Raw genomic sequence first — 23078 nt, 5'->3', positions numbered from 1 at the left:
TCAATGCTTTGGCAAGTTGATGACCGCAGTAGCCTCAATTTCCAGCAACACGTCATCCCGGAACAAGCCGCTGACCTGCACCAGCGTACTGGCTGGCGGATGCTGCACGTCAATATATTTATCCCGGACAGCCCGCAGCGTCTTCAGGTGCTTTGTGTCCAGGATGAAGTAAGAGAGTTTCACGATGTCGGACATCTTTCCGCCGGCAGCCGTTATCATCTTTTGTATGTTGACAAAAACCTGCTCCGCCTGTTGCTCAAAATTATCTTTCCCTATCAATTCTCCTTTGACGTTCAACGGTACCTGTCCTGACAGTATAACCATTTTACTGACTCCCAGGTCGATGACGGCGGCCTGCGAATAGCCATTCGGTTGGACAACTTCAGGCGGATTGATTAATTGAACGGAGAATTTATCTGACTGGGCATGAACGCATGAGGCTACCGATAACAGGGTTGCGACGCTTAAAAAAAACTGTTTTCTCATAGCAATGGATAGTTTATTTCAAGATAGCTATTTACAGCACATAAAAAAAGTGTGCGGCGATAAACACCACACACTCCGGTAAACTATGATAATCGGGCAGTAACTTCTATACTTTGGGTCTTTTGAACAAACGTATCACTTCCAGCTGCGCAGCGCCGGGCGTCACAAAATAGGAACGTACCAGTCCCTTTTCTTCGTTTTTAGGGAACAATAAGCTAAACTCGTCTACCGTACTTTTGCCTTCACTGTCCTCAAAATACCAGCCATCTGTTGTTCCCGCTTTGGTAAAGCACAGCATATATTTTTTATTTTTTTCTTTAAACCCTTCACCTGGTATATAACTGGCATGTACCCAGCCTCCTGGTTTTACGTTTTGAGCGATGTTCACCCTTTGTCCGGCTTCGTTCTTCAGAAAGATATCCAGCGCCTCGTTAGTTTGCGGATAATGGATATAGAAGTCCAGTTTGTTGGTAGCCGGATCTGCAGTGGAGGAAGCTATTTTCATGATGCTGCCGTTCATCAACACCAACGGAAAAAACAGTTCCCGCTCGCTGCCGGCCAGGTCCAGCTGCTGCTGATACACCTCCTTACCGGATGTCTTGTCTTTTATGCTGAGTGATACCTCTTTTTTGGCGGAAGGAAAGGTATATATCCTGCTAAAAGTAACAGGCATATTAGGAGGCGTAGTGAATTTTCGGTAAACAGTGGTATCAACCGACATTTCCAGTTCGGCATCACCGATATTATAGCCCCACACCTCCACATTGATGGCTTTTGTCAGTTCTTCTTCCTTGTTGCAGGCATTCAGTATTATCAAAAGGACCAGCAGTCCGAGTAACTTTATCTTTGACATGATCAGGTTTGTTTTTTAGTAATCCAAACGGGTAAAAAACCGCATCAGGTTTCCACCGGGAGCTTCTGAGAAGATGTAGAGTTTAGAGGCCGCCACAGACGATGCCGGTTTGGGAGCAGAAGTTGAAATATCGTTCCAGGTATATTCGGTACCATCCACATAAGGCGTATTGGTCCCGGTTTTGTATATCCTCACCTGAAAAGAAACGGCCGTCAAAACGCCATTGTATTCCTGCCGGCCCGTGAGAAAAGTGGGAAATGTTGCGGCCGGGCTGAATTCATTAGGCTTCACGTTTTTTATCCGGGCGACTTCCTCAAATACCTTTGGCACAACAAAATATTTCCCAATCACAAAATCCACCGGTTCACTGTATTGGGTAACACTTGGAATGAACATATAGATAAGACTTAGCTTTCCCTTTTCCACAGCCGGCTTTTCCGGCATACTGCTCGCTTTGCCGTCCATATACAGGAAACTGAAGACTCCAGCGCTGTCCTCCCTTGTAAATTCTTTTTCCAACACCAGTTTACCGGTACTTTCTTCGCTGATGCTCACCTTTACCGTATGCTGATGTTCTCCGAAAGTAAAAGCGCTTCCCTGTTTAAAAGAGCCAGCTCCCAGCTTGTATGGTAAAGTAAACGTATCCACTTTCACTGTTAGTACCTCGTTGGTAGCATTGTATCCACCGATGGCAATGGACAACGCCTGCTTCCTATAGAGCAAATTATCGTTGTTTTTACTACAGGCGGCCAGCAAAAAGGCCACAACACCCAACAGCAAACAGCTTGTTTTACAAACTTTCATTTCTTTTGTTTATGATCGTTAGAAATTATAAGATATAGAGAGACTGAAAGAAGACCCTATCTTGCGGATGAAGGTATCTGTATCGCCTACGCGGACTTTTCCCTTCCCGCTGCGTTCATCCACATAATACCCTTCCTCATACTTCTGGGAAAAGCCTTCTTTCCATTCATACACATCCGACCATTCTTTCATAGTCATGTCGTTGGCGCCTGGTTTCAGGCTGTAGGTATTTTTACCGTTGATAAAAAAACGATAGGGGCTGTTCGTCAGGTTGCTGATATTCAACCTTACCTGTAAATTCTTGTTCTTCAGGAATTTGTAGCTCACCTGCGCATCTACCTGATCGCGGGGCCGCTCCATTTCTGAGTAGTGCGGCTGCATCCCTACTGTAAAGGTTTTGTAGCCGGAGTGGTTAAAGGCGATATTGGCGCCCAGCCGGTCGCCGGCATACTGCAGACCGATGTTGTACAACACGGGTACCTGACCGTACAGCGGCCGTTTTTCTCTCAGGTATGTTTTCCCGCGGTAAGCATAAGTTACATTGTTGACATCAGCGCCTGATCCCATGGACGTATAACGGAAAGCGCTCGCCTGTACTTCGGAGTTTTGAATGGTGAGGTTACCGCTGAAATACAGGTCGTCCAGGAATTTCGCCCCTTTATAGATAAATCCAAGGCTTTTGCGCAGGTCCACTTCAAACCCGTTTACGTTGGCATAGTCTGAGTTGGCGGTAAGGAGATCTACCGCACCGCTGGTATTGGTGATGTCCAGGTACATTTCCACGGGGTTCTTGAAATGTTTCCTGAAATAACCTGCTGAGATCACCTCTCCCGGCTGCGGATACCACTCCACCCGCAGATCGTAATGCGAGATCAGCGTAGACACCACGCCCGTATTACGTTGTATACGGCCATAGAGGTAGTTAAACCGGGCAAAACTGGAGTTCTCTATCAATGCCGGGCGGATAGCAGATTGCGCATAGGACGCCCTGATATTGAAGTTGGAAAACGGTGTAACAGTCAGATTGGCCGAAGGCAGGTACAGCCACTTCTTATCCTCCGCGCTGGCATCGAGGGTTTTGTGCACCAGGTTACCGGTTTCCGGGTCTACATAACGCCGCTTGTCCGAATCATCCAGGTTAGCCTGCGAAATTTTGTCTGCCGCCTCGTCCTTTACCTTTTCATAACTGTAGTACTCTGCCCTTATTCCCCATACCAGGCGGAGCCAGCTGGTAAAACGGTTGTCCATCATCACATACCCGGCCTGGTTGTTATTCCTGCCTTCGTAACTGTTGTTATTGAAAGCAGCGGGATAATAAAATGCGCCTCTCAGCGGATCTCTAAAGCTCATATCCCATTGGTGCACCGGCTTAAAAATGTCTTTAAAGTCGCCGGCCGCTCCCACCGGCAAAACGTTCCAGTCATAATGCCCTCTTTTATCCAGGTACTGATAGCCCGCCTTGACTACCTGCGGCAATTTTCTGACGTGGAACCGATAGCTGAGTGCTGCATCTGCCATCCAGTTGGTCTCCACATACCGGTAGGAAGAGCGGCTCAGCGGTCCGGGGTTGGCAATGTAGCCACCGGGTATATAATTGTATACCATACCGTTCAGCGTTGTCATAGGGGCCAGGTTGGCATCTATGGCATCCTGTTCGTGGTTGGTCACCTGGTTACGGGCCACGGCCCAGTCGAATTTAAAACGGCCAAAGGTGTGTTCGCCGTTGATCCTGTTCTGCAGCAGATCGATAAACTTGGGTCTGTCGTATTCATTAATGGCGGGATTGTCCCCAAACCCGAACCCATCACCCCAGCCCGTCACGCGGAAAAACTGGTTGGCAAATACCCTTGAATAAAAGTTGCGTGAGATGATCTGATGGTGTTTGCTTTTCCATCCCGCGTTCAGCAAAGCTCCCCAGCTGGTGGTAAAATTGTATTGCTGCGCTTTGGATTCCTGGATCTCCGCTCCTGTTGCCGGATCATACAGATTGTCACCCTGCTTGCTGAAAACCCCGCGTTCAAAATGAAGGATATCGTCTGTGGCCTGCTCGTTGCGATAGCTCAGCGATCCTACCAGTCCGATACGGCTGTCTTTCAGGTTATAGCTGCGTCCGAGGCTGAACTGGTAGTTCTGACCGGGAGCTGCCCGATAGGTGCGGGTACCCAGCCTGTCCAGGCCGCCGATCCTTTTATTCTGGTCCGCGATCATTTCAGGGGTCACTTTTTCAATGCCCGCAGGCGGGATGTGATCATAAGGATTTTTGGGATTGTAATTGCCCGGTGTGAGCGTGAGGATCTCTTTGGGAAAATGATTCCTGCCACCGTCATCAAATCCCAGGTAATCATTCTTTCCCCGCTGGTAGCCCATAAATTCCTTTCCGGTGCTCCCATTGATGTACTTACTCCCCACGCTGATAGTGGTAAAATTGTTGTCGGCGATAGCCATGGTGTTGATCTGCACCATCCCTCCGCCAAAGCCGAAGCCCATATCGGGGGTAGCTGTTTTAGATACGACAACGTTATCCACCAGGTTGCTGGGAACGATGTCAAATTCAAAGTCACGCACCTGCACGTCCGTGCTGGGAAGGGCGGCCCCGTCCATCATGGCCATGTTATATCTTTCGGCAATACCGCGCACCACGACGCGTCTGTTGTCTGTGGTACTAACACCGGAAATACGCTTCAATGTCTCCCCGATGTTTTTATCGGGTAACGCCGCCATCTGTTCATGGCTGATCCCGTTGGTGATACCGGCTTCGTTTTTCTGACGGCTGTACAAGGCAGCCGTGGTTTCTTTTCTCACAGAGGATTTTACCACTACCGTGGCCAGGTTTCCTTTCTGCCGCTTCAGCGTAGCATTTAAAGTAAATGTTTCGTTCTCTTTAATGGTAACACCGCTCACCTCCTTAGTTCCATATCCCATGGACCGGACCATCACCGTATAACGTCCTCCGGGCAGCGGCAACGAAAAATTACCGGCATCGTCTGTAATCGCGCCCGCGTCACCGATACGGATGGTGGCGCCAATCACAGGATCACCGTTCTCTTCGTCTATCACTTTACCGGTAAGGCGCCCCTTGTCTTTTTTAACGGGGGCTGCTTTCTCATTTTCAAATAATACTATTCCTCCTGCTACTTCTTTATACCCGACATTCGTCTGCTGTAACAGGTACTGCAGGATTTCAGACAAATCCGCCTGTTTAAAGACCTTCGGCGATACGCTCCACCGTGCCAGCTGTAATTTACCGGCATCGTACGCTATGTTCACAGGACTGGCTTCCTTCACCTGCCGCATAGCAACATCCAATGCTACATTTGCAAACCGGATAGACAGCTTTACCTTCCCGGGCGCCTGTGCTTTTAAGCCCGATGCCGCCAGCATCAGCCAACATAACATCAATACAAGCCTTCGCCGGGGCAGGGTCGATATCCCTGTTCCTTTTTTTTCCATACCTTTATGATTGATTTTTTTAGAGGGTAATGTTGCTTTCGTCAAAAAATGGCATTACCGAAATGTTTGGCAAATCCCGTTACCAGCGGGATTTTGCTTTTAATATAAGATGATTGTGTTTCCCTGTATTTTGTATTGTATTCCATGCACCTCCGCGAGGGTGGCCATGATGTCATTTACGGAAGTCTTACGGATAAAGAATTTGGCGTCATAGTGCTGACTACGGATGTCTGCATCGGAGGTTACCAACGTCACCCCATATGTGTCCTGTAGTTCGTTGGCCAGCTCGGAGAAAGTAGCTGATTCCAGCAATAAAACACCATCCCGCCAGGCCTGCGCCTGTTTCCACTGGAGACTGTCAACGCGGAAACGGCCATCGTCCGTATTCCATTGCAGCCTTTTTCCTTTAGACAGTTCTGCTAATACCTGCGTACTATCACTCACCTGTACCCTTCCCTGCTGCACCCACACCTGTACAGAAGGACGGTTACGGTATGCCTGTACATTAAAAGCGGTGCCCAATACCTTTGTTTCAAGTCCTCCGGATTTTACAACAAATGGCCTGGTATCATCTTTTTGCACCTCAAAAAATGCTTCTCCCTCCAACAGCTCCAGGTGTCTGTCGGTTTTTCCGTATTGAGAGCTGTATTGCAGCGTAGTACCGGATTTCAGCCATACCTTCGAGCTATCAGGCAACAGAAGCTGTTTGATTTCGCCCGTAGCTGCTGTTATGGTGAAGCTGGTAATGGACTGCCTGTTGTGATGCAACAGGAAAAACCAGGATGCGCCGATCAACAATGATATGATACATGCAGCAGCCACTATCCGGCCGCGCATGGGCACTACCTTCTTTGTATTTATCTGTTCCAGGATCTGTAAATGAATCCCTCCCTTAATGGCATTTATTTTTCCTTCCTCCTGCCAAAGCCCGATAGGCTTTGTATCATCGACCGAGTGATACCAGTCATCAACAAGCCTGGTCTGCTCCTCGTTGATCTTTCCTCCTAAATAATGCTGAAGTAATTTTAACCGGTTGTGTAGTCTCATATAACAGTCCTCCTGCTATATACATACCGGTTGGGGCGTGTGGTACTATCCTTTCAATGTTACCAAATTGTAAACACCGCAAAGGAGCCTGGTTACAGGATAAAAGGCAGGTAAACCGACTGGCTCTGCAGTCGTAAGCGGAGTCGTTTGAGGGCGTTGTGGACCTGATTTTTGACCGTCTGCTCCGAAAGAGACAGTCGCAGCGCTATCTCCCTGACGGATAGCTCCTTTTCATAGCTGAGGATAAACACCTCCCGCATCTTATCCGGCATAGCAGCGATTTCCCACTGAACTTTTTCTTTCAATGTATCAAATTCGTAATGATCCTGTTTTCTCTGCTCCGTTTCATCAGGCAGGCTGTAAACAGATAATGGTAAATCTGTGGTGCCCTGTTTGGCTTCCCGGTAAATATGCCGGATAACACTGTATTTTAAAGCGGTAAATAAATAGGGGCTTAACTTATCTTCTACGGTTATTTGCTGCCGGTTTTCCCAGGCGTGAATAAAGATATTCTGCACAAAATCTTTGGCTGTTGCCTCATCGGCCAGCCTGCGGTAAGCCATGGAAAACATCTCCTCCCAATACCGTTCAAACAAACACGAAAACGACGCTGTATCTCCCCGTTTTACCTGTTGCCATAAGGCGGCATCATTTAAAATATTTCTATCCATGACAAATTACCTTGCGGACGCAAAGATATAATCAGCATTGCAGGCATAGCATACCGGAGATTATCTTATTATTAATTTATCCCGTCCGTACAATAACCGGCCTATGGCTAATGCTTTCGTACTTCCTGTAAAAGCAGCACAAGCCATCATTGAAGCAGTAAACAATGGGAGCCCTTCTTTCCGGCGGCCACTGACAGCCGGCACCATCGATACGATAAAAGCTAAATTACTGCATTACAAAGCTGCCTTACACAAACAGAAGCGTTAGCGAGAAGTATCGATTATTAATTATCTCAACAAAAACAGGTGTTAAACCTATCGCTTTCAACAGATAGTTCTACCATGACCAGGATAATTTGAGCTTGGAATTATCCTGTAAATCTGAACTTTCGCAGGACAGTACCGCACCACCGTTCACTATTCGTAATGAAGGAAGCTGCCTGGGTTTGACTACATTATTGTAATCCTCATTTACAATAATTTCAGCTTTATGAGTTATCGGAGGACGTTTTTGATGAAAGAAAACTTCGATTTTATAGTTTGTGCTATTACCGTAATAGTATTTTTGCGATATCCAAAACTCTTCTGTTGCAGGAAATACATTAGTCGTGTCTGCGGTCAGCGTCACAGATTTAGTTTCATCGACCCTGCAGGGCGCATCAAATTCAACAAAAATATCTTTACCTGCGGCAACATTGTTGATAGCTATAATCCTGCCACAAGACACTTGTATGTTTGAAAAGTTATCGCCGGGAAAAACACGGAAATAATAAACATTCGCCGAATGCTTCCTGCACTTAAAGGTATGAGTACAAGTATATTTTGCTTGCATTGAATCTTCAGAAATGATATCTATCCTTGTGTAATTGGCTAACAATTCAAAATCCATCTTATAAGAAGGATGCCTCCAGATCAAACCCAGAGCATCTTTATCTTTCACTATCCTATAACAAAAACCCATTGCCAGGATGGCGGCTACTGATGTTACTGAATAGGAAACCTCTGGCGCCGCATCAACGTAGAAGGAAACAATTGAACCGGGAATACCAATTATAGCACCTACATTAGCTGCCTTTGCTAACCAATCGTTATTCATAAAAATAATTTATGCGGTTATTACTATCACGACACGAAACATATTAACAACTAATAACTTAAATGCGAATGATCATTTCAGTCATAAAGCTATTTAATATTAGGTGCAACACTTTTTTCCCGGACACATGGAAAAGCCGCAACTCTTTGAAAGAAGTGCGGCTTTTCCTTTGGTAGGTGCTCTTATAAATATTACATCTGTACTACATCAGATTTCACATCGCCGACACCTGAAAGCACGCTCTTTAACGGTTACACTGTTTTTAGCACAGCTGAAATTATGTATCAGATCAAAATCCATATTATCTTTTTGATACTTTGGTTAACTTAGAAACGAAATCGAAAGCAATTGGATTTATCTCTATTTGTTAATGAGATGTTATTACCATCGCCACTAAAAAAATTAGTACTGCGTTACATTCGGCATAGTATTTAAAACCTTAACCCGATTAATTTTGAAAGCAATCATCACCTTATTAAAGACGTTGTTGTTCCCTCATTACCTTTCCGGCTCCGCTGTCAACTACCACGACGGGCTTCTGTACGTTATCGGCGACGACGCCAATCAACTGTTGGTGCTGGATAGTAATTATCATGAAATCAATACAGTAACGCTGTTTCCTAAGCGTACCTGGTGCAGCAGTTCATTGGTATTACATGCTGAATATTGCATCTCCGGGCGGGTGTTAATGGCAGAGTGCAAAATAGAGAATGTAGGGAAAGCAGGGGTTTAAATTATTATTAAGCGCTCGCTGTTATCAGGGAGATATGGCCTCCCAGGAAATCTGGAATTATCGCCATCAGCAAATCCGTTTTTGTTGTCAGCGCAGTATGCATGGTGCCGGGTAATATTGCCAGCCGGGAAGCGGGCATTGACAGTTCACCGAGACTGCCGCCGCCCAACAGCCTGAATAACGCCACTGCATGCTCCGGCTGAACGATATCTGCATCGCCTGCAATAATCAATGCGGGCGCCTGTATATTCCGGATGGCATCGACAGGCCATTCCTGTATTTTTTTGTTGAAGGCTGCCACCTTCTTCAGGTGGCCTGACCAGTCTTCCGGCCGCGGCGCGGTGCTGAGATATTCCGCTTCATAGGGAGTACCTTTCATGCCTTCGGCGGTCAGCAGGGATTCCAGGCCGCTGAGTGCAGGATGGCGGCCGCTGCTGTTGAACGTGCAGGAAGCCAGGATCAGTTTACCAACCAGCGACGGCTGACGCATAGCAATCTGCAACGCTACGCCGGCGCCGGTGCTATAACCGAAAAAATCGGCTTCCCTGATAGCCAGTAGTTGCAGCAATGCTATCACATCATCCGCCAGCTGTTCGAAAGAAAGCGGACGGTCCGGGATGTCGGCCGTATGCCCGTAGCCCTGAAATTCGACGGCTATCACTTGTCTGTCTGCCGCCAGCAGCGGGATTAAGCAGCCGAAGGCCGTGCCCACGCCGGAAACCGCGCCGGGCAATAACAGCAACGGTCTACCCTGGCCATGTACTTCGTAATACATTTTCAATCCGTTGACATCGGCATAATTTCCATCATTTTTTACAGTCATCATCGCATTTGTATTTAATGATTGTAAAAATCGGAAGCAACAGGTAGACCAATGTTGGTATATACCAATATCAACATCAAAATCTCACCTGGTTAAACAGTTTGCTGAAATTCGTCGGGTCTATGCCGAGGTAGGAGGCGATGTATTTATGTGGCACCAAATGCAGCAGCTCAGGGCTTTTACTGCAAAAAGCCCGGTACCGTTCTTCGATGGTCATGGCGCGGAGATTAATATGCATGTCTACCATATCCGCTAGCATACGCTCGATCATTCGCCGGAAGAGTCTTTCTACAGACCGCGACTGGTCCAGCAACTGTTGCAGCTGCGCATGAGGGAGGCAGGCCATTTCAGTGTCTGTCAGGCAGGTTAAAAAGTATTTGGAAGGCGCCTGGAAGGAAAAAGATTCCGCGATAGCACACAGCGCCGGTGCATAACTAAAGTCGATGACGTAAGTTTTATCATCGGCTTCCAAATAAGCCATCTGTACCCCGCTTTTGACGAAATAAAGGTCCCGCTGCACCTGCCCGGGCACTACTATAGCTGTTCCTTTTTTAAAGGAGCGGGACTGGAGGTTGTCTGTCAGCAGATGATAATCTGCCAGACTGATATCGTGAAATTGCCTGAAGTATCCGTAGTGTTCCATAAAATCCTCGCTGATATTCAAATATAGGCAACTTCCAACAGCACCACAGGCTTATTCTTCACAGAAAGTGTACAGAATAGCAGGTTAATCACCGCAATAGATGCAAAGAATAACCTCGATTATCACCGCACCTACCGCCCTACTATCGGGCCGCCGCTGGCGATAGGCATACTGACGACCGTCGCTCCCTGGTTTATGATGCAGCCTGCCTTTGGTTTCGGGGTAGCCGCCTCGAAAACCCCCAATTCCGCCGTAGCGAGGATGAGAAGCCTGAAAACCCACACCGTTTACGGAATAGGGCTGTACCTGGCGGCACTGTTACTGAGTTTGTGCATAAAATAGCGGGCCGGGTCCGGCTTACTATGTACCTTTATGGCTGACATCAAAGCATATCAGACAGAAAGCACTCTAACAGTGAAGCAGCCATGAAAGCAATCGATAGTTTTTATCTCCGGCAGGAAGAACCTATCCAGGAAATATTCCTGGCGTTAAAAGATATTATCCTGTCGGTAGACCCGGAAATTGTGAACGAACTAAAATACGGCATGCCTTTCTTCTGCTACCGGGGCAGAATGTTCTGCTACCTGTGGACGCATAAAAAGCAGCTACAGCCATATATCGGTATTGTGGAGGGCAAACACTTCTCCCAGTCCTATCTGATACAGGAAAAACGCTCCCGGATGAAGATGATGCTGCTGGACCCCGCCAAAGACCTGCCTGTCAAAAGAATCAAAGCGATTGTCCGGCAGGCGGTCAATCTCTACAAAACCGGCGTTATCGCTACTAAGGGCCGCTCTTAAAGCACTCCCCTTTTTATTTTCTCCGACAGGGGGCGCATTTTTTGTAACTTTGTTGCAAATTCTAATTCTTCACCATGCAGCAGGAAAATGAAAAACCCGAATTCTGGGAAGCCGCCTTTACAGAAAAGCAGGAAATGTGGGGCTTTGAGCCTTCTCATTCCGCCATATTGACCAACGACTTTTTCGTTGAAAAAGGTGTAAAAAAAGTACTCATCCCCGGTATCGGGTACGGCCGGAATGCACAAATATTCAAAGACAAAGGCATGAGCGTAACGGGCATCGAGATTTCTCAAACGGCGATTGAGATGGCGCGGAAACACTACGGCAACGACATGATCATCCATCACGGCTCTGTTACCGCAATGCCTTTCGACGACGTTAAATATGACGGTATCTTTTGCTACGCCCTCATCCATCTGCTGGATGGCGAAGAAAGAAAAAAACTGATCAGCGACTGTTATCAGCAGTTATCAGCAAACGGCTATATGGTTTTTACCATGATTTCGAAAGCAGCGCATACCTACGGCCAGGGCACGCTCATCGGCAAAAACCGCTACGAAATGTTTGGCGGCGTAAAGATGTTCTTCTATGACCTGGAATCGGTCCATGCTGAATTTGACCACGCAGGGCTGGTAGAGATCATGGAAGTGAGCGAAAATTATCCGTTCTACCTTGTAAAATGCAGCAAAAGCAGCCAGGTGATCAGCGAAGCTGATTGATATCGTCTGACAATGTTTTCGCTGCGGCCACCATTTCATGGCCTCCCTGTCTGAATGTTCTCACAACGGCCCGGGGCAGGCTGGCAGCATAACGTTGATGATGTGCGAAATCCACCACTTCATCATCTTCCGCATGATAGATAAAAACAGGATCTATAGCGGGCAGGCGCTTTGCAAAATCATCCTTCAGCATAAATTCGGGCGACTGCCATTCCGCTTCTCCCCAAAAAGGGACGGAGACCAGAAAAAGCGCTCTTATCTTTTTTTGTACCTTTTCTTCAGACAACAACTTTAACAGTACAGAACCGCCAAGGGAATGCCCGATCAGTACCAGGGGGGCTTCACCTGCTTCCAGCTCCTGCAGGATCGCGGTTTTCCATAACTGGTAGCCGGGCGCTTCCTCCTGCGGCATCGGCGGATAGTGAAAGCTAATACCCGCCTGCAGCTGTTGTTGCAGCGATTGCACCAGCGGCTGGTCCCATTCATAAGCACCTTCACCGGCGCCCTGGATAAATATTACCTGCATGTCTGTGAAAGTTTAAACGCCGAATTGTCTTAAATGATGGTCCGCGTGTTTATAGGCAAAAACACCGATCTGCTCCTTTGTCATTTTACCAAAGAAATCGTGGATAAAAGCAGGGTTTGAATAGTGTTCGCACTCTTTGATCAAGCCGATCCATACCTGTTTTTGTTGTTCCACATCACCACCTTTTTGCTTGACCACCTGTTTTCCGGCGGGCATATTTTTCTGCATGGGCCGGTCATCTTTGGTATTGCTCTTCAACGCCATTTTCCCGAATATTTTTCCCAGGAATTCCTGTTTGTAGACCGTCTGGTGCTTTCCGATGATCCATTCAAACCATTGGCTGCAGTGTTTGGTCATCTGCCAGACATCCATTTTGCCCCATTGACGGCTGCTGTGCTCGTTGAGCGCACTGATCCTGTTGATGAGTTCCGCTCTCACGGGACCATTAAATATCGTTTTCATGGCTAAAATTATCAATGCTTTGTAAAGAAAAATAGTTACCGGAATCATCTTTAAACAGGGCTTCAGTACCGTAAAACTCTTTGGTGGGAGGCTTCATAAATTCGACGCCTTTCGTTTTCAGCTCTTCATAGGTGGCAAAAATGTCTTTACAGGTAAGCACGCCACAGCCGAATACGCCCTGTTTTATCAGGGTGATCAGCATGTCTGCTGTTTCCTGGGGAAACATCTTACTTACTTTTACCGGGAAGAGCACCAGTTGCAGGTCGGGCTGTTCAGGAGGCGACACGGTCAGCCAGCGGGTGTCTGGTCCCATCGGAATATCGTCTACCAGCTTAAATCCGAGTTTGTTTACATAGAAATCATAGGCACTGTCCTGGTCCAGTACGTGAATGTTGGTGATGGTCATTTTTGTAATCATAGTCTTTGTTTTTGTTGTTGAAACAAAGATCTGCAACTACGTAGTTATTCACCTCTTCAAAATTGCTATTTTTCCAGCCAGCCGTGCTGGTAGGCATAACAGGAAGGCACAAACGCCAGGGGCTTCTCACTGATTTGCTTTTTCATCTCTTTATGGCGGGCGGCGTAGGAAGAGGGAGATTCTCCCACTATTTTTTTAAAGAGGCCGCTGAAGGTGGTCAGGCTTTGAAAACCCACGGAAAAACAGGCTTCTGCCACTGTTTTGCCTTCTTTTAACAGCTGCTCGGCTTTTTCGATCCTGACGGATTTCAGGTATTGATGGGGTGTTTTGCCATAGGCCGACTTAAAAAGCCGGATGAAGTGGAACCGCGAGAAATAAGCTTCATCAGCAATGTTCTCCAGGTCTATTTCGTCCGCATAATGATTGTCAATAAACAGTTTCGCCTGAACGATACGGATATACAGGTACACCCGGGGGTACTCCGGGACCACCATTGTTTTGTCTTCTATATTTTTACCGGTATTGCTCATAACGTTCACAGCTATCCGAATATACGACAATACTGCGATATGGCCTCAACTTACCAGCCTGGAAGGCGCTACTCCGTACATCTTCTTAAAAGCAAAGGAAAAATGGGACAGGTCTTCAAACCCCGTCTCCAGGTATACGTCAGATGGCGCCTTCCCTTTCTCCCTTATCAGGAAATGTGCCTCCTGCAGGCGCCGCTGCAGCAGCCAGCGGCTGGGCGACGTGTGGAAAATATGCTCAAAATCCCGCTTAAACGTTGCAAGACTGCGTCCGGTAAGGTAGGCGAACCGCTTTAGCTGCACATTAAAATGAAAGTTTCTGTTCATGAACTCTTCCAGGTCTATCTTCCCCGGCTCCCGGAAGTCGAACAGCACATTCTTCAGTTCCGGCTGGGCCTGCAACAGCACCATGATCGCCTCCCGTTGCTTTAACCGCTGCAGGTCCTCGTTGATCAGCTGATCCCCCTGTACGTAGGGCAGCAATGAATCCAGGAAACTTTTACACAGCGGCGCTGTCTTTAATTTCAATACCGCCTCCCCTGTATTGCCACCGGTTTCCGCCTGGTAGCCATATTCCAGGCTAAAACTCTTCAACACTTCCTGGTCGAGGTAAACGGATATTGTTTTAAAAACGCCATCATTCAGCGGTTCCTTTATAAATTTCACCAGCTGGTTACGCCGGATCAGCCGTAGGTCTCCTTCGTTAAAAACATAGGTTTTGTCTGCGTTGCTCAGCGTCAGCCGGCCGGTTACCTGGTAGCTGAATACGTGCTCCTGTACAAACTGCTCTCCGTCCCTTGTCCTGGCATAATAGCAGGAGTAGGCGATACGGGATGGATTTGTCTTCAAATCGGTCATAGCTAAAATTACAAAAAGCAGACGGCATGTGGATACCGTCTGCCCCGTCTGTTTAATTTGCTTTGCGTTGGACGTCCTGGGTAGCCCACCGGCCCAGGGGGGAATCGATAAATGACGCCGCCTCTTCGTGGTCGGTGGAGAGGCTTACCGGCAGCCATTCTTCCATCTCAGCCTGCCGCATCTTATCGGCGTTTCTCAAAAGCCCGATGGCTTCGCTGCCCAGCACCAGGTGTACCGGCGGAGCGGGGTGTTGCACCAGCGCTACCATCGCTCTGGCCGCTTTGGAAGGATCTCCCACCGGGATAAATTTGCCTTCTTTGAGGTAGTCGACCCGCTGTTTCACCATCTCATAGGCTGCTATTTCGGGAGCATAGGTCATAGAAGCGCCTGCCCAGTCCGTGCGGAAACCGCCCGGTTCCACGCTGGTGACATAAATACCCAGCGGCGCCGTTTCTTTGGCCAGCGCTTCCGTAAAACCGCTCAGCCCGAATTTAGCCGCCTGGTACATGGTGAGGCCGGCATTGCCTACCCTGCCGCCGATAGAGCTGATCTGTAATATCCGGCCGCCGCCCTGCTGCCGCATATAAGGCAGCACCGCCCGGGTGATTTCAATAGGCGCATACAGATTTGTTTCCAGCTGGCTGCGCACTTGCTCTTCCGTATACGCTTCCGCCGCGCCGATAATGCCAAAGCCGGCATTGTTCACCAGTACGTCGATACGGCCAAAACGCTGCACCGCCGCAGCTACCGCCGTATGTACTTTTTTATAGTCTGTCACATCCAGTGCCAGGGGCAATATCTGATCGCCGTATTGTTGTAATAAATCGTTCAGCTGAGCGATGTTGCGCGCTGTAGCAGCTACTTTATCGCCCTGCTGTAATACTGCCTCTGTGAGGCTCCGGCCCAGTCCGCGGGAGCTGCCGGTTATAAACCATACTTTTTGCATTTTTTTTTCCTTTTGATGATACACCAAAGGTACACCGGCGTGAAACCCGTGGCTTTGTTGCACGGCTCAAAGATGGTTTGTTGAAAAGCTCAGGGCAATTTGGCCATAAGTGGGTTAAAAAAGGGTTTATGGCCAGATTGGACAGAAGACAATAAATTAAATCGATTAATTTTAATAATTTATAAATATAATTATAAATAATACGAATCCACGGCTTCCTGTCCGGTATAATTAGGCCCGGCCTGATCATCCGCTCCCTGGTAAACTACCTCAAAACGGAGCTCCCGCGTGCCCTTGCAGCTAATGATTTTTCTTCTGCCATTATAGGAGATGTCATGCTCAGCGAATATTTTTTTCAGGTATTGATGCTGGTCATCGCCAGTTATGCGGATGCTTTTCAGGTCGAGGTTGGCCATGAAAAGTCCCTTGCTGTTAACAGCTTTCAGGGCTGCCGCCAGCACTTTGAGTTTATCTCCCACATAATGTAAACCGTGTATACAGGTAACGAGGTCGTACTGTTCATCGCTGTTCCAGTCGTCCAGCGGGCGGGTTTCAAACATTACGCAGTCAACTTCCGCCGGCGCTGGCTGGAACTGGTCCACCAGGTCAATACCTTTCAGCCGCACATTGGCTTGTTGGCCGTTAGCGACGACTTCCCGGGCGTATTGCAGCAACGCATTGCCTTCACCGCAGCAGAGGTCCAGCCAGGCGGCTTGTCCGTTTTGCTGCCGACAGTCATTCAGCCAGTCCTCCGGTTTGAAATGCAGTTCTTTCTCATAGCTGTTGATACCGCTGGCCTGCCGTTTCCGGTTCATACGGTTGTTGGCCACTACCGGCGACCAGATCAATGCGGATGATGACAGTAATTTCATGTACGTGTAATGTATAAAAAATCCCGCTATAAAATCTTAAAAATCATGCACTTAAATTTTAATGGTCAGATCGATAAAACACAAGACCACAGGCTATCTGCATGACAAATTTTCAAATTCCCACTTGTCATTTTTTCAAGAAAAATGACAAAATGTAATCAACTTTCCCGCTGGCATACGGATTGAAAACGCCTTTTTATAAGCAAGCACCGTCAAGATTGCGACACCTTAATCAAGTGACTTTGTGTTTAACCTTAAATTCAAAATCATCAACACTATGGCAAACAATTTAACGGCCACTCCACTTCATGACAGGGTCATCATCCGGCCCTCACAGACAGAAGAAAAAACCAGCGGTGGTATTATCATTCCCGATACCGCCAAAGAAAAACCACAACGCGGCGTCATTGTTGCTGCAGGTCCCGGGAAAAAAGATGAACCTGTAACTGTTAAAGCGGGCGACACGGTCCTTTACGGCAAGTATGCCGGAACGGAAGTCCGTATTGGGAATGAAGACCTCCTCATTATGCGCGAGTCCGATATCCTCGCCATTATTTAATCCACTTTTTTTATCTGTACGCTTTCATTTTTTAAAAGAACAATCCTATGGCAAAGCAACTTTTCTTTGATCTTGAAGCAAGAAACAAAATGAAGAAAGGCGTTGACACCCTGGCCAACGCCGTGAAGGTTACACTGGGCCCCAAAGGCCGTAACGTAGTGCTGGAAAAGAAATTCGGCGCCTCCCACATCACGAAGGACGGCGTTAGTGTAGCCAAAGAAATAGAGCTGGAAGACCCGATTGAAAACATGGGCGCCCAGATGATTAAAGAAGTCGCCTCCAAAACAGCCGATATCGCAGGCGATGGCACCACCACAGCTACCGTGCTGGCACAGGCCATCATCGGCGAAGGCCTTAAAAATGTGGCCGCCGGCGCTAACCCGATGGACCTGAAACGCGGCATCGACAAAGCGGTGGACGCCATTGTGACCAACCTGCAGACGCAAGCGCAGCCGGTAGGACATACCGGAGAAAAGATCCGCCAGGTAGCCGCACTTTCCGCCAACAACGACGATACGATCGGCAAACTGATAGCCGAAGCCTTCGGTAAAGTAGGCAAAGAAGGCGTCATCACGGTAGAAGAAGCCAAAGGCACCGACACTACCGTGGAGGTAGTGGAAGGGATGCAGTTCGACCGGGGCTACCTCTCTCCCTACTTCGTAACGAACCCGGAAAAAATGCAAGCCGAGCTGGACAATCCCTACATTCTCATCTGCGATAAAAAAATCAGCGTGATGAAAGACATCCTCCATCTCCTGGAAAAGACCGCCCAGAGCGGAAGACCGCTGCTCATCATCGCAGAAGACCTGGAAGGGGAAGCACTGGCCACGTTGGTGGTCAACAGACTCCGTGGCACACTCAAAATAGCCGCCGTTAAAGCGCCCGGCTTCGGCGACAGAAGAAAAGACCTGCTTGCGGACATCGCTATCCTCACCAAAGGCACGGTGATCAGCGAAGAGCAGGGCTATAAGCTGGAAAACGCCGACCTTAGCCACCTCGGCACCGCTTCTTCCGTGATCATCACCAAAGACAATACCACCATTGTGGGCGGCCATGGCAACAAAGAAGATATCGATGGCCGTATCGCCCAGATAAGAGCACAACTCAGCACTACTACTTCCACTTATGACAAAGAGAAACTACAGGAAAGGCTGGCGAAGCTCAGCGGCGGCGTAGCCGTACTGTATGTAGGCGCTACTACAGAAGTGGAAATGAAAGAGAAAAAAGACCGGGTGGACGACGCCCTCCACGCCACCCGTGCAGCGATAGAAGAAGGCATAGTACCCGGCGGCGGGGTGGCCTATGTACGTGCGGTGGCGGCCCTGCCGGACTTAAAGGGACTGAACGCTGATGAAAACACAGGCATCACCCTGGTGAAAAGAGCAGTGGAAGAACCCCTGCGCCAGATTGTGTCCAACTGCGGCATAGAGGGCAGCGTAGTAGTACAGAAAATCAGGGAAGGCCAGGGCGACTACGGCTTTAACGCCCGGACAGAACAATATGAACCGTTACTACAGGCAGGCGTTATCGACCCCGCCAAAGTAACCCGCATTGCACTTGAAAATGCAGCTTCTATCGCCGGAATGTTACTCACCACCGAATGCGTGGTGGCCGACAAACCGAAGAAAGAAGCTCCTGCCACCGCCCCTGCAGGCATGGGAGGCATGGACTATTAATTTACAAAAGGTACCGGGGGGAGTCGTCCCTCCGGTACCGCCTATACGTTTTTCTTCCGCCCCACAAACCGGATAACAGCCCCTCTTCCTGCATGAAAACTCCCTTCATTCAACAATACCTCTTCTTCGATCAGCCACAGGATATCATAATTTCCGAAATCTGCGTTGATCTCTTCTTTTGAATACAGGTCAGCCATCGCTTCAGGGCCGCCCACGCGGGGATTGGCTTTCTTAAAGCTAAGGTGATTCTTACTGAATGCCTCAAAGATAATGATACCGCCCGGTTTGAGATAAGTATCCAGCTGGCGGTGGAACTGTGCCTTTTTATCGCCTGCAAAGTGGGCGTATATCAGGCCTATGGCGTCGAAGGAAGATTCTTCAAAACGAAGGTCTTCCAGGTTGCCGACAATGTAATGAAGGAATACCTGCCGTTCTGCTGCCAGTTGGGTGGCTTTTATCTTTGCGGTATCGCTCTGGTCAAAAGAGGTGACCTTCCAGCCCTGTTGCGCCGCGAATACGCCGTTGCGGCCCTCTCCGTCGGCCGGCATCAGTATGGCGCCCGGCGTGAACTTCGGCAGCCATTCCCGGAAAAACTCATTGGGTTCTTTTCCATAGGCGAATCCCTCCTGTTGATATCTTTCATCCCATTTCTCTTTCATGATGATTGTTTTCTCCAAAGTTACCAGGTGCTGCCAGGAAAAGAACAGGACAAAAGTGGGATTCAACAGAACAGCGGTTAAATTATTACCGGGTACGTCAACTATGATGCCTCCTGAATACTTCCGGCGTAACCCCTGTCTGTTTTTTAAAGAAGCGGATAAAGTAAGAAACATCTTCATAGCCCAGCAGCTCCGCTATCCGGCTTACCTGCGCCGTAGTGGCCAGCAGCTGTCTTTTGGCTTCCAGTATGATCTGCCCGTTGATCAGTTCCGACACGGTTTTACCCAACGCCGCCCGGGTGACGGTATTAAGCTGATACAGCGACAGATGCAGCATCGCCGCATACTGCGACGCTCTCTTTTGCGTGTGGATATGCGTTTCCAGCAGGTCCAGCAATGCCTCCAGTCTTTCCTGCGTATAGGTATGGGCGTTATCCACTGCCGGCTGTTGCTGCAATCGTAGTAATGTTATCAAAAATATGTGCAACGAGGCCTGGATCACCTCCCGGTATTGCGCCTGCTGCTGTTGGTACTCCCGGAAGATGTCCGCCAACACCCGCAGAACGCTCCCCTCTTTATCCACGTAGGCGTTGACAGCTCCTACCTTGCGCAGCAGCTGTGTATGATGACAAAAACCAGCTGTAAACTGCATCATAAAACCGGTGCTTCCGGCTTTCAGCCGGAGCTGATGCACCTGGCCGGGGCGCAGGAAATAGACGGCATGGCTCCCCGCTACATAGGGAACAAAATCTATTTCATGCGCTCCCGCACCTTTCTCCAGTGCAAGCACATAAAAAAAGTCGTGCCGGTGCAGTTCCTGCACCATGCCTTTACCAGCCATCATCTCCGACAGATCCTGTATACCAAAGTCCCGGGGATGACCACGCCGGATATTTCTAACCGGAATACTTTTCATATCGCGCATTCAAATTAATGATTTCCTACATCCGATTTTTTTTCTTCCGGACAAAAAGAAATTCCCGATTCGATTAACCATCGTCAATTTAGCAAGATAATTTTGCACAAATTTCGACATCCAACCATGATCACTTCATTTAAAGTCGCTGTCACAGGATTTTTTCTCAGCCTGGTCACCATGACTACAGTAGCGCAAACCAGTATCAGCGGTACTGTGCAATCTTCCGAAGGACCGCTCAGGCATGCCACTATCAGGGTCAACGGCGCGAAAACAGCCACCTTCACAGATAAAGACGGGAAATATTCGCTTTCCATCAACCGGCCGGACACATTTTCACTGACGGTCAGCCTGATGGGCTATACATCACAAACGCGGTCTTTTACCGCAGGACAGACAACGGCCGACTGGATGCTGGAACAATCTTCCCGCGCCCTCGGCGAAGTGATCGTATCTGCCAGCCGCAAACCGGAATCACTGGACAATGTACCTTCTTCCGTGACCGTCCTCACCCGCAAAACGCTGGAAGACAACCTTGCCGTCACTTCCGACATCACCCAGATACTCGCCAATGAAGTGCCCGGCCTCGCACCGTCGGCACAAACCAACAGTAACGTGGGACAGTCCCTCCGTGGCCGGTCGGTGCTCATTATGATAGACGGTATCCCGCAATCCACCCCTTTGCGTAACGGTGAAGTGGACCTGCGGTCTATCGACCCCGCCGTGCTGGAACGTATCGACGTGATCAAAGGCGCCACTGCCATCTACGGTAACGGCGCTTCCGGTGGTTTGATCAACTACATCACGCTTACGCCTAAAGACAATACTCCCATCGCCGGCAGGACCTCCGTCAACCTCACCGGCTCCCTGGCCAGCCTCAAAGGCAGCACCGGCGGACGCATCGGTCAGTTATTACATGGTAAGCTCGGAAAATTCGATTACGCTGTCAGCGGTGTATATGAACACAACGGCGAATGGAAAGATGCCAAAGGGAAACTGGTAGGCACCAACTACAGCCTCGGGGAAACCGACAGCTACAACGCTTTTGTGAAACTGGGGTACGCCCCCAACCGCCGCCAGCGCATCCAGCTGATGTATAACTATTACAACAGCCAGCAGCACTCCAACTATACGCTGGTGAACGGCAACTTTCTCACCGAACAGCCCGCCACCGGCGTATTAGGTAAACAAACCGGGAAGCCGACAGGCATCAACGGTAACCATAACCTGCAACTGTCCTGGCATGCCGACAGCCTGATAGGCGGTACCAGCCTGCAAACAGACGCCTACTACGAATCCAGGGACGACGTATTTTACGTATCCCTCGGACGCTTTGAAGGCGGCGACGGTCAATCCCATACGCTGTCAAAGAAAAAAGGCTTCCGCTTTATGTTCAACTCCCCCATCACCCGCCAGGGCAGTCTCTCTTACGGTGCGGACTTTATCAACGACATCACCTCCCAGCCACTGGTAGACGGCCGTATCTGGGTGCCGGAGATGAACATGTTCAACGTGGCGCCTTTTGCGGAAACGCAGTGGAGACTGCTGGATGACCTGATCCTGAAAGGCGGCGTGCGGATGGAAAGAGTGAAAATCAGCGTGGATGACTATACCACACTGCGTATCACCAACGCCAGCGGCCAAACCATCACGCCCAGCTTTGCTGTAAAGGGCGGCGACCTCACTTATACTTCTACCCTGTTCAACGTGGGTGTCCGTTATAATCGTTTCCCGGCCTTCCAGCCTTATGCCAGCTTCTCACAAGGCTTCTCTGTGACAGACGTTGGCCTCGCCCTGCGCGACGCCAAAGTGGACAACATCAGCAAGATCAATACAGAAGCAGTACTGGTAAATAACTATGAACTGGGCTTCGTCAGCAAAGCACAAAAATTCCGCTTTGAACTGACCGGCTTTATCAGCACTTCCAAACTGGGCGCTGAAATGGTGTACGATGCCGCCACCGATCTGTTTAACGTGAGCCGTACTCCTGAACGCATCTATGGTTTTGAAGCCACAGCACACTACCAGCCCGTTTCCAGGGTGGACCTGAACCTGGCTTTCAGCTATGTGGAAGGCAAAGCCGATACCGGCCGCACCGGAGACTACAGGATGTACCTCAACGGCCGCCGCATCGCCGCCCCGAAAGCAGGCAGCAGCATCGCCTATCGCCCGCTGAGCGGTCTGGAATTACAGGTGCACTACAACGGCATCCTGAAACGTGACCGCTTCGACAAACTGCCCAGCGGATTGTACAAAGGCAACGAAGGCATCGTGAAAGCCTACCACCTGTTTAACTTCAACGCCAGCTACCGCGTAACCCGCAGCACCATGCTGACACTAGGCATTGAAAACCTGTTCAACGCAGATTATTTCCCAGCCAGGTCACAATGGTTCATGATCCCGGGATTCTATTCCAAAGGAAGAGGCACTGCATTTAATATAGGCATTACCGTTAACTACTAACCCATACAGCACTATCGAAAAAAGGCCCTGAAGCAGCTGCTTCAGGGCCTTTTGATTGTTTATAAGGCTTT

General features: G+C 48.9%; 26 protein-coding genes. 8 read left to right on the top strand and 18 right to left on the bottom strand.

Annotated features, from left to right (window positions below; genetic code table 11):
• From B5D63_RS01035 to B5D63_RS01010, 6 genes are all read right to left on the bottom strand, one after another.
• Entirely contained in the window at nt 1-486 is a 486-nt protein-coding gene (locus B5D63_RS01035; RefSeq protein ID WP_078666930.1) for a RidA family protein, read from the bottom strand.
• Between the two features lie 106 nt (nt 487-592).
• Entirely contained in the window at nt 593-1339 is a 747-nt protein-coding gene (locus B5D63_RS01030) for a hypothetical protein (RefSeq protein WP_078666929.1), read from the bottom strand.
• Nucleotides 1340-1354: 15 nt separating this feature from the next.
• The gene (locus tag B5D63_RS01025) at nt 1355-2143 is read right to left on the bottom strand and encodes a hypothetical protein (protein WP_078666928.1); all 789 of its coding nucleotides are present in this window, start codon (nt 2141-2143) and stop codon (nt 1355-1357) included.
• Between the two features lie 18 nt (nt 2144-2161).
• On the bottom strand, nt 2162-5593 hold the full coding sequence (locus tag B5D63_RS01020) for a TonB-dependent receptor (RefSeq protein ID WP_078666927.1): 3432 nt from the start codon (nt 5591-5593) through the stop codon (nt 2162-2164).
• Between the two features lie 99 nt (nt 5594-5692).
• Nucleotides 5693-6640, bottom strand: a complete 948-nt coding sequence (locus B5D63_RS01015) for a FecR family protein (protein ID WP_078666926.1) — start codon at nt 6638-6640, stop codon at nt 5693-5695.
• A 92-nt stretch (nt 6641-6732) separates the two neighbouring features.
• Entirely contained in the window at nt 6733-7311 is a 579-nt protein-coding gene (locus B5D63_RS01010; RefSeq protein WP_078666925.1) for an RNA polymerase sigma factor, read from the bottom strand.
• A gap of 103 nt (nt 7312-7414) precedes the next feature.
• Between B5D63_RS01010 and B5D63_RS34890 the strand changes: the two genes are divergently transcribed.
• Nucleotides 7415-7579: a hypothetical protein gene (locus B5D63_RS34890; RefSeq protein ID WP_159455847.1), complete on the top strand. Its 165-nt coding sequence runs from the start codon at nt 7415-7417 to the stop codon at nt 7577-7579.
• Between the two features lie 69 nt (nt 7580-7648).
• Here B5D63_RS34890 and B5D63_RS01005 read toward each other — a convergent pair whose 3' ends face one another.
• Complete coding sequence (locus B5D63_RS01005; protein WP_078666924.1) at nt 7649-8407, bottom strand: hypothetical protein; 759 nt, start codon at nt 8405-8407, stop codon at nt 7649-7651.
• 454 nt (nt 8408-8861) lie between these two features.
• Between B5D63_RS01005 and B5D63_RS34525 the strand changes: the two genes are divergently transcribed.
• Nucleotides 8862-9140 carry a DUF6929 family protein gene (locus tag B5D63_RS34525; RefSeq protein WP_143312720.1) on the top strand — a complete coding sequence of 93 codons (279 nt, stop codon included), beginning with the start codon at nt 8862-8864 and terminating at the stop codon, nt 9138-9140.
• A gap of 7 nt (nt 9141-9147) precedes the next feature.
• Here B5D63_RS34525 and B5D63_RS01000 read toward each other — a convergent pair whose 3' ends face one another.
• Nucleotides 9148-9966: an alpha/beta fold hydrolase gene (locus B5D63_RS01000; RefSeq protein ID WP_078666923.1), complete on the bottom strand. Its 819-nt coding sequence runs from the start codon at nt 9964-9966 to the stop codon at nt 9148-9150.
• A gap of 73 nt (nt 9967-10039) precedes the next feature.
• The gene (locus B5D63_RS00995; RefSeq protein WP_078668488.1) at nt 10040-10606 is read right to left on the bottom strand and encodes a Crp/Fnr family transcriptional regulator; all 567 of its coding nucleotides are present in this window, start codon (nt 10604-10606) and stop codon (nt 10040-10042) included.
• A gap of 87 nt (nt 10607-10693) precedes the next feature.
• On the opposite strand from B5D63_RS00995, the gene B5D63_RS35680 reads away from it, so the two are divergent.
• From B5D63_RS35680 to B5D63_RS00980, 3 genes are all read left to right on the top strand, one after another.
• Nucleotides 10694-10948, top strand: coding sequence for a DUF2938 family protein (locus tag B5D63_RS35680; protein ID WP_078666922.1), 255 nt, complete (start codon nt 10694-10696; stop codon nt 10946-10948).
• A gap of 83 nt (nt 10949-11031) precedes the next feature.
• Nucleotides 11032-11406 (top strand): DUF1801 domain-containing protein, encoded by a 375-nt coding sequence (locus B5D63_RS00985; RefSeq protein ID WP_078666921.1) that lies wholly within the window; start codon nt 11032-11034, stop codon nt 11404-11406.
• A 74-nt stretch (nt 11407-11480) separates the two neighbouring features.
• Nucleotides 11481-12125: a class I SAM-dependent methyltransferase gene (locus tag B5D63_RS00980; protein WP_078666920.1), complete on the top strand. Its 645-nt coding sequence runs from the start codon at nt 11481-11483 to the stop codon at nt 12123-12125.
• Here B5D63_RS00980 and B5D63_RS00975 read toward each other — a convergent pair.
• From B5D63_RS00975 to B5D63_RS00945, 7 genes are all read right to left on the bottom strand, one after another.
• The gene (locus B5D63_RS00975; RefSeq protein WP_078666919.1) at nt 12109-12651 is read right to left on the bottom strand and encodes an alpha/beta hydrolase; all 543 of its coding nucleotides are present in this window, start codon (nt 12649-12651) and stop codon (nt 12109-12111) included. The genes B5D63_RS00980 and B5D63_RS00975 overlap by 17 nt on opposite strands.
• Before the next feature lie 12 nt (nt 12652-12663).
• On the bottom strand, nt 12664-13113 hold the full coding sequence (locus tag B5D63_RS00970) for a DUF1569 domain-containing protein (protein WP_078666918.1): 450 nt from the start codon (nt 13111-13113) through the stop codon (nt 12664-12666).
• The gene (locus B5D63_RS00965; protein ID WP_078666917.1) at nt 13097-13531 is read right to left on the bottom strand and encodes a VOC family protein; all 435 of its coding nucleotides are present in this window, start codon (nt 13529-13531) and stop codon (nt 13097-13099) included. The genes B5D63_RS00970 and B5D63_RS00965 overlap by 17 nt, the downstream gene beginning before the upstream one ends.
• Before the next feature lie 65 nt (nt 13532-13596).
• A complete protein-coding gene (locus B5D63_RS00960) occupies nt 13597-14061 on the bottom strand; it encodes a helix-turn-helix domain-containing protein (protein WP_235021492.1) in 465 nt (154 codons plus the stop codon).
• Nucleotides 14062-14106: 45 nt separating this feature from the next.
• A complete protein-coding gene (locus B5D63_RS00955) occupies nt 14107-14907 on the bottom strand; it encodes an AraC family transcriptional regulator (protein WP_394333843.1) in 801 nt (266 codons plus the stop codon).
• A 61-nt stretch (nt 14908-14968) separates the two neighbouring features.
• Complete coding sequence (locus B5D63_RS00950) at nt 14969-15862, bottom strand: oxidoreductase (RefSeq protein ID WP_078666915.1); 894 nt, start codon at nt 15860-15862, stop codon at nt 14969-14971.
• 191 nt (nt 15863-16053) lie between these two features.
• Nucleotides 16054-16734 carry a methyltransferase domain-containing protein gene (locus B5D63_RS00945; protein WP_078666914.1) on the bottom strand — a complete coding sequence of 227 codons (681 nt, stop codon included), beginning with the start codon at nt 16732-16734 and terminating at the stop codon, nt 16054-16056.
• 277 nt (nt 16735-17011) lie between these two features.
• Between B5D63_RS00945 and B5D63_RS00940 the strand changes: the two genes are divergently transcribed.
• Nucleotides 17012-17293 (top strand): co-chaperone GroES, encoded by a 282-nt coding sequence (locus B5D63_RS00940; RefSeq protein WP_078666913.1) that lies wholly within the window; start codon nt 17012-17014, stop codon nt 17291-17293.
• A gap of 47 nt (nt 17294-17340) precedes the next feature.
• The gene (gene groL / locus B5D63_RS00935) at nt 17341-18969 is read left to right on the top strand and encodes a chaperonin GroEL (protein WP_078666912.1); all 1629 of its coding nucleotides are present in this window, start codon (nt 17341-17343) and stop codon (nt 18967-18969) included.
• 41 nt (nt 18970-19010) lie between these two features.
• Here groL and B5D63_RS00930 read toward each other — a convergent pair whose 3' ends face one another.
• Together B5D63_RS00930 and B5D63_RS00925 are read right to left on the bottom strand one after the other, a co-directional pair.
• A complete protein-coding gene (locus B5D63_RS00930; RefSeq protein WP_078668487.1) occupies nt 19011-19628 on the bottom strand; it encodes a class I SAM-dependent methyltransferase in 618 nt (205 codons plus the stop codon).
• A 97-nt stretch (nt 19629-19725) separates the two neighbouring features.
• A complete protein-coding gene (locus tag B5D63_RS00925) occupies nt 19726-20544 on the bottom strand; it encodes a helix-turn-helix domain-containing protein (RefSeq protein WP_078668486.1) in 819 nt (272 codons plus the stop codon).
• Nucleotides 20545-20670: 126 nt separating this feature from the next.
• On the opposite strand from B5D63_RS00925, the gene B5D63_RS00920 reads away from it, so the two are divergent.
• A complete protein-coding gene (locus B5D63_RS00920; RefSeq protein WP_078666911.1) occupies nt 20671-23007 on the top strand; it encodes a TonB-dependent receptor in 2337 nt (778 codons plus the stop codon).
• Nucleotides 23008-23078: the final 71 nt, after the last annotated feature.

The organism is Chitinophaga eiseniae, assembly GCF_900167135.1.
GTDB lineage: Bacteria > Bacteroidota > Bacteroidia > Chitinophagales > Chitinophagaceae > Chitinophaga > Chitinophaga eiseniae.
This window is presented reverse-complemented; position numbering and strand designations above follow the sequence as displayed.